Origin of the sequence: Bacillus cereus (assembly GCF_002561295.1) — a bacterium.
Lineage (GTDB): Bacteria > Bacillota > Bacilli > Bacillales > Bacillaceae_G > Bacillus_A > Bacillus_A cereus_S.
The window spans coordinates 56352-63318 of record NZ_NTUG01000019.1 but is presented as its reverse complement, the minus strand read 5'-3'; the positions used below and the strand labels follow the sequence as shown (position 1 = coordinate 63318).

The following is a 6967-nucleotide window of genomic DNA, read 5'->3' as shown; positions in this document are numbered from 1 at the left end:
ATCAGTGGGGGATGAAGACCTCCACTGATTAAAGATTCATTTTATTTTTTCTTTGTTGGATTCTAGTTGAGCTTGAATGCCAGCGCGGTCAATTTGAATCCAATACTCGTTAATTTTTCCATCTTTTACTTGATAAACAGCACTTGCTAATTCGATGACTGGAAGTCCAGTTGGCTGAAATTCATCAATTTCACCAATATGTGTGCCTATTTGTTTCCAGCGGACATATACTTTGTCTTGCTGTGATGCGAATAATTCCTGCACTTCTAAAGTGAATGTACCATATGTATTTAGCATCTCTTGTACATGGTTCGCATAATCAATCGGCGATCTCTCAATTGTTACCTCGTGTTCAGATTGAATTTGATGAGCCAATACTTTTTCTGACATGAGTTCTGATGCTAAATGTATATTACGTCCTGAACGTACTTCTTTAAAAAATCGTTTTACTACGAGTTCGGGGTTCATGATATCACTCCGTCTTATATTTTAAAATTTTCAGTCACTTTACTTAGCATAACACTAAAAATGAAAGCATTCTATAAAAATATATTGATTCTTTGTATGAGCTTATACTAGCATAACACTCCGCTTTTTCTTCTCCTGCATAGTTTCTGATTTCTAAGTAAAAAGTAACGTTGGAGGTGAGAAAAGTGGGCAAAAAAGTAAAAAAAGATCCTTCTAGAGCAAGTCTGGGTTCCTCGCAAGTTGAAGGACAAGGAACTACGACACAAGAAACGGGTTCTTATAAAGTATCTTCATCAAATAAGAGACAAAAACGAAGCTAAACATATAAATAAGAGTAGNNCTACTCTTATTTATATGTTTTTGTTTAGTTCATTCCTATATTGTCGATACTGAAAAATAACTATTTTTTCAATAAACGAAATGCTTTTTCTGTATTTGCAAAGTGAAGTTTCACAAACTCAGGTAGTCGCTCTTTCCCAAGTTTTTGGATCAGTTTAGCTGCGGCAATATCAACTTGCTTGCCTGCTCCTTTCGGAAGTGGCATACCCGCTTTTTTGCTTAGTTCATCAAACTGTTTTACGAATGAATAACGAGCCAAGATGGAAGCGGCGGCCACTGCTAAGTGAACGCTCTCGCCTTTTGTTGCAAAATACACGTTTTCACGCTGTACTTCTTTTTGTTTTGCTAAGTATTTGTAATATGTATCAGGCTGCGTAAATTGGTCAATTAGGATGCCTTCTGGTTTTGTCGGCGCAATCTTTTTCAGTAAATTTGTAAGAGCCTTATTGTGTAAGAGCGCTTTTAGTTTCCCTTGATTGTTTCCTTTATCGAACATTTCGTTATATTTTTCATTATGCAAAACGAGAGAGCTGTAAGGAACGACGTTAAGTAGTTGTTTTGCGATTTCGGCAATTTGTACATCATTTAAGTTTTTCGAGTCCTTTACACCAAGCTCTTTTAATAATGGAATTTGCTTTGCATCTACATATACAGCAACAACTGTCATCGGTCCGAAGTAATCGCCGGTTCCCACTTCATCAGACCCAGCTATAGACATTGTTCCAATGGAAGCAGGTGGAGCGTAACGATGTGAATTTACTGTTTTTTTGTTAGACGATTTCGGTACTTGAGAAACATTTTGCCAACGTGCCGCTTCTTCCTCGGCACGACCGCCTTGAAACATCACTTTACCGGATTTATAAGCTGTAATTGTGCAAGATGGAACTTTTGCCATAAAGATACCGCCTTGTGGGACTTTTGGGGCAATTGCTTGTTTATATTGTTGCTGCATATCTTCAATTGTTGCAGGATTTGTTTGGATTACAATAGAATTTGACAAAGTAATCGCTCCTTTTTCTATATTGTTATTTTTATCATATCGGATTGTTCTTTCTGTTTCCATATTATGATGGTTCATGGTATGATAAACTTTAGGATTCTGTACGTGATTGGAGGCCGGTGAGTTGTCACAACAAAAGGGAAATAAAAGTCGAATTAATGTAGAAATCTATGGTCAACAATATTCAGTTGTTGGCGATGAAAGTACAAGTCATATCCGCATGGTAGCAGCGATTGTGGATGATAAAATGCGCGAACTCAATGCCAAGAATCCTTCGCTTGATACGAGTAGACTAGCGGTATTGACGGCGGTAAACGTCATACACGATTACATAAAATTAAAAGATGAACATGAAAAATTGAAAGAAAGTATGACAAAAAAAGGAATGGAATAACATGATTGATATTATCATCATTTTGTTGCTTGTTATGGGATTTTTCCTCGGTTTAAAAAGAGGATTTGTCTTGCAACTTGTAAAGTTAACAAGCTTTATTATCGCATACCTTGTTGCATACTGGTACTGCAAAGATTTAGCTCCAGTGCTCGAGAGATTTATTCCGTATCCATTTGATCAGAACGTATCGGTTCCAGAATGGATTGATGCGAATAATATCGAAGCAGTATTCTATCAAGCAATTGCATTTATTGTATTATTTATTATTACAAAAATCGCACTTTCATTGCTTGGAAATCTGCTGAATATGTTTACAGAAATCCCGGTTTTAAAGCAAGTAAATGCGTTTGCTGGGGCACTTCTTGGCTTTTTGGAAGTGTATATTATTTTGTTTGTCTTAATTGTTATTGGAACAATTCTTCCGATTGAACAAGTACAAACACCATTACAAAAGTCATCAATTAGCAAAATCATTATAGACGATACACCGATTCTTTCTGAAAAGGTGAAGGAACTATGGCAGACTGGTAGCAGAGTATAACTTCTCTTTTTTCGGAAAGAGGAGTTTTTTTCTATGAAAGAAAGGCGGGGTAAGAATGAAAGTGAATAAAAAACAAGTGATTAAATTACTGGAAACAATCGGCCTTTTTATGGAGTTAAAGGGCGCAAATCCATTTAAAATATCCGCATTTCGTAAAGCGGCAGCAGCATTAGAAAGTGACGATCGTAGTCTTTCTGAAATTGAAGATTTTACAAAGATTCCAGGTATCGGAAAAGGAACAGCAGCAGTTATTCAAGAATATATTAAAGCTGGAACTTCAGAAGTATTAGAGGAGCTTGAAAAGGAAGTGCCAAGCACACTTTTACCATTATTAAAATTACCAGGGCTTGGTGGTAAGAAAGTAGCGAAGTTGTACAAAGAGCTTGGTGTTATTGATATGGAAACGTTGCAAAAGGCTTGTGAAGAAAATAAGGTACAGGCACTTGCTGGATTTGGTAAGAAAACCGAAGAGAAAATATTAGAAGCGATTGCTCAAGTTGGCTCTCGTCCAGAACGTTTACCAATTGCGATGGTCCTGCCTATTGCCGGGGAAATAGAAGAGAAATTGTCGAATATCCAGGAAATTGTTCGATTCTCTCGCGCTGGTAGTTTACGACGTGTTCGTGAAACAGTGAAAGATTTAGATTTCATTATTGCAACGGAAAATCCAGCAGCGGTACGTGAACATTTACTGCAGTTTGATAATATGATCGAAGTGATTGCAAGCGGTGATACAAAAGTATCTGTTCGTCTTCAATATGAATATGATATTTCAATTGATTTCCGTCTTGTAAAACCTGAAGAATTTATTACAACGCTTCATCATTTCACAGGTTCAAAAGATCATAACGTAAGAATGCGCCAAATTGCAAAAGATAAAGGCGAAAAGATTAGTGAATACGGTGTGGAAAACTTAGAAACAGGTGAAGTGAAAACTTTTGAAACAGAAGAGGCATTCTTTGCTCATTTTGGCCTGCCTTTTATTCCGCCCGAAGTGCGCGAAGATGGAAAAGAGATTGAGTTAATTCAAGAATATCCGAATTTAATTCAGTTCTCTGATATACAAGGTGATTTACATATGCATACAACTTGGAGTGACGGTGCTTTTTCGATTGAAGAAATGGTACAAGCATGCCGCGCTCGTGGGTATAAATTTATGGCAATTACCGACCATTCACAATACTTGAAAGTAGCCAATGGTTTAACGAAAGAACGTCTTCGTGAGCAAGGAAAGGAAATTGAGCGCATTAACGAAAAATACCCAGATATCACAATTTTACGTGGAATTGAAATGGACATTTTACCAGATGCAACGCTCGATTTTGATGATGAAGTTTTAACAGAGCTAGATTATGTAATTGGTGCAATTCATTCTAGCTTCTCACAAGATCGTGAAACAATTATGAAGCGCCTGCGCACAGCGATTGAAAATAAACATGTTACAATGATTGCCCACCCAACAGGTCGTCTTCTTGGGCGCCGCGAAGGGTACGATGTAGATACAGATTTACTCATTGAACTCGCAAAAGAAACGGATACCGTTTTAGAATTAAATGCGAATCCGAATCGTTTAGATTTAAGTGCTAAGTTATTAAAACAAGCACAAGATGCGGGTGTGAAGGTGGCTATTAATACAGATGCTCATACACTTGAAATGTTAGAAGATATGGAAACAGGTGTAGCGGCAGCTCGTAAAGGTTGGATTCAGAAAGATACCGTGATTAATACATGGGATATCGAACGTTTATTAGATTTTATTAAACGGAATAAGTAACACAAGGGGGACGTGCAACTTATGTTAGAAAGAACGTTGCGTGTATTAGAATATAACAAAGTAAAAGAACAATTACTTGAGCATGTGGCATCTTCGCTTGGTCGTGATAAAGTGAAGAGCCTTATGCCAAGTACAGATTTTGAAGAAATTGTAGAAATGCAAGAAACAACGGATGAAGCAGCGAAAGTCATTCGTTTAAAAGGGCATGTGCCACTCGGCGGAATTTTTGATATTCGTCCGAATGTAAAACGTGCAAAAATTGGAAGTATGTTAAGTCCACATGAACTTCTTGATATCGCGAGTACGATGTACGGAAGTCGTCAAATGAAGCGATTTATTGAAGATATGGTCGATAATGGTGTAGAGTTACCGATCTTAGAAACGTATGTGGCACAAATTGTATCTTTATATGATTTAGAAAAAAAAATTACAAGCTGCATTGGCGATGGTGGCGAAGTACTTGATAGCGCGAGTGATAAACTGCGTGGTATTCGTAACCAAATCCGTACTGCGGAAAGCCGCATTCGTGAGAAGCTTGAAAATATGACGAGATCTTCTAATGCACAGAAAATGCTATCAGATGCAATTGTGACAATCCGTAACGATCGCTACGTAATTCCTGTCAAACAGGAATACCGCGGTGTATATGGTGGTATTGTTCATGATCAATCAGCGTCTGGTCAAACATTATTTATTGAACCACAAGTGATTGTGGAATTAAATAACGCGCTGCAAGAAGCACGTGTGAAAGAAAAACAAGAAGTAGAACGCATCTTAATGATGTTAACAGAAGAAGTAGCAGTCGAAGCTGATATTGTGTTAGCAAACGTAGAGGTTATCGCAAATCTTGACTTTATTTTCGCAAAAGCACTTTATGCAAAGCGTATTAAAGCGACAAAACCGATTGTAAATAATGAGCGTTATATGGATTTACGACAAGCTCGTCATCCGCTTATTGATCCAAAAATCATCGTGCCAAACGATATTATGCTAGGGAAGGATTTTACGACAATCGTTATTACAGGGCCGAATACAGGTGGTAAAACAGTTACATTAAAAACAGTCGGCATCTGTGTATTAATGGCGCAATCTGGTCTTCATATTCCAGTATTAGACGAATCAGAAATCTGTGTGTTTAAAAACATTTTTGCTGATATTGGTGATGAACAATCGATTGAACAAAGTTTAAGTACGTTCTCTTCTCATATGGTGAACATTGTAGATATATTAGAAAAAGCTGATTTTGAAAGCTTAGTATTATTTGATGAATTAGGTGCTGGAACAGACCCGCAAGAAGGAGCGGCACTTGCGATTTCTATTTTAGATGAAGTATATAACCGCGGAGCACGCGTTGTTGCAACGACGCATTACCCAGAGTTAAAAGCGTATGGTTATAATCGCGAGCAAGTGATTAACGCGAGTGTTGAGTTTGATGTAAACACATTAAGTCCAACTTATAAGCTATTAATTGGTGTACCAGGACGTAGTAACGCTTTTGAAATTTCAAAGCGTCTTGGTTTATCTGATCGCGTCATTGATCGTGCTCGTAATCACATTAGTACCGATACAAATAAAATTGAAAATATGATTGCGAAGCTAGAAGAAAGTCAAAAAAATGCAGAACGCGAATGGAACGAAGCAGAAGAGCATCGTAAACAGTCTGAAAAACTTCATCGTGAATTGCAACGTCAAATTATTGAATTTAACGATGAGCGTGATGAAAGATTATTAAAGGCACAAAAAGAAGGCGAAGAAAAAGTAGAAGCTGCGAAAAAAGAAGCAGAAGGTATCATTCATGAACTTCGTCAACTGCGTAAAGCACAGCTTGCAAACGTGAAAGATCATGAGCTTATCGAAGCGAAAAGTCGCTTAGAAGGAGCAGCGCCAGAGCTTGTGAAAAAACAAAAAGTAAAAGTGAAAAACACTGCGCCAAAACAACAATTACGAGCAGGCGATGAAGTAAAAGTATTAACATTTGGTCAAAAAGGACAATTACTGAAAAAAGTAAGCGACAATGAGTGGAACGTTCAAATTGGTATTCTAAAGATGAAAGTAAAAGAATCTGATATGGAATATATTAACTCGCCACAACCTGTTGAGAAAAAAGCAGTTGCGACTGTTAAGGGAAGAGACTACCACGTTTCCTTAGAACTCGATCTTCGCGGTGAACGATTTGAAAATGCAATGGTGCGTGTAGAAAAGTATTTAGATGATGCGCAGCTTGCGAGCTATCCACGCGTATCCATCATTCACGGAAAAGGAACTGGAGCACTTCGCCAAGGTGTACAAGATTACTTGAAAAAACATCGCGGCGTGAAAAACTTCCGTTACGGTGATATGGGCGAGGGAGGCCTCGGCGTAACAGTTGTCGAATTAAAATAGCAAAAAACCAAGCAAAAGGGGTAAACACTATGTTTATGGACAAACTCGCAAAAGTATTGTTAGCTTGTT

7 protein-coding genes are annotated in these 6967 nt (G+C 37.7%); 5 read left to right on the top strand and 2 right to left on the bottom strand.

All coding sequences use genetic code 11. The annotated features are described in order from the left end of the window. Positions 1-36 precede the first annotated feature (36 nt). Complete coding sequence (locus CN373_RS13010; RefSeq protein ID WP_098359485.1) at positions 37-468, bottom strand: ester cyclase; 432 nt, start codon at positions 466-468, stop codon at positions 37-39. 185 nt (positions 469-653) lie between these two features. On the opposite strand from CN373_RS13010, the gene CN373_RS13005 reads away from it, so the two are divergent. After that, entirely contained in the window at positions 654-788 is a 135-nt protein-coding gene (locus CN373_RS13005; protein WP_000516930.1) for a YuzL family protein, read from the top strand. Positions 789-868: 80 nt separating this feature from the next. Here the strand turns inward: CN373_RS13005 and rnhC are convergent, their stop codons facing one another. After that, positions 869-1807 carry a ribonuclease HIII gene (gene rnhC / locus CN373_RS13000; RefSeq protein WP_000071565.1) on the bottom strand — a complete coding sequence of 313 codons (939 nt, stop codon included), beginning with the start codon at positions 1805-1807 and terminating at the stop codon, positions 869-871. Positions 1808-1931: 124 nt separating this feature from the next. On the opposite strand from rnhC, the gene zapA reads away from it, so the two are divergent. From zapA to CN373_RS12980, 4 genes are read left to right on the top strand one after another with little or no spacing between them, the layout of a single operon-like run. Beyond that, positions 1932-2201: a cell division protein ZapA gene (gene zapA / locus CN373_RS12995; protein ID WP_000082702.1), complete on the top strand. Its 270-nt coding sequence runs from the start codon at positions 1932-1934 to the stop codon at positions 2199-2201. Position 2202: 1 nt separating this feature from the next. Continuing rightward, entirely contained in the window at positions 2203-2742 is a 540-nt protein-coding gene (locus CN373_RS12990) for a CvpA family protein (RefSeq protein WP_000565402.1), read from the top strand. A 55-nt stretch (positions 2743-2797) separates the two neighbouring features. Beyond that, a complete protein-coding gene (polX, locus tag CN373_RS12985; RefSeq protein WP_098359484.1) occupies positions 2798-4516 on the top strand; it encodes a DNA polymerase/3'-5' exonuclease PolX in 1719 nt (572 codons plus the stop codon). 21 nt (positions 4517-4537) lie between these two features. After that, positions 4538-6898: an endonuclease MutS2 gene (locus tag CN373_RS12980; RefSeq protein WP_000893752.1), complete on the top strand. Its 2361-nt coding sequence runs from the start codon at positions 4538-4540 to the stop codon at positions 6896-6898. The last annotated feature ends 69 nt before the right edge of the window (positions 6899-6967 follow it).

Bases quoted from the DNA above. Each gene is read 5' to 3' on its own strand.
- CN373_RS13010 (WP_098359485.1), bottom strand. From the start codon at position 468: ATGAACCCCGAACTCGTAGTAAAACGATTTTTTAAAGAAGTACGTTCA.
- CN373_RS12990 (WP_000565402.1), top strand. From the start codon at position 2,203: ATGATTGATATTATCATCATTTTGTTGCTTGTTATGGGATTTTTCCTC.
- polX (WP_098359484.1), top strand. From the start codon at position 2,798: ATGAAAGTGAATAAAAAACAAGTGATTAAATTACTGGAAACAATCGGC.
- CN373_RS12980 (WP_000893752.1), top strand. From the start codon at position 4,538: ATGTTAGAAAGAACGTTGCGTGTATTAGAATATAACAAAGTAAAAGAA.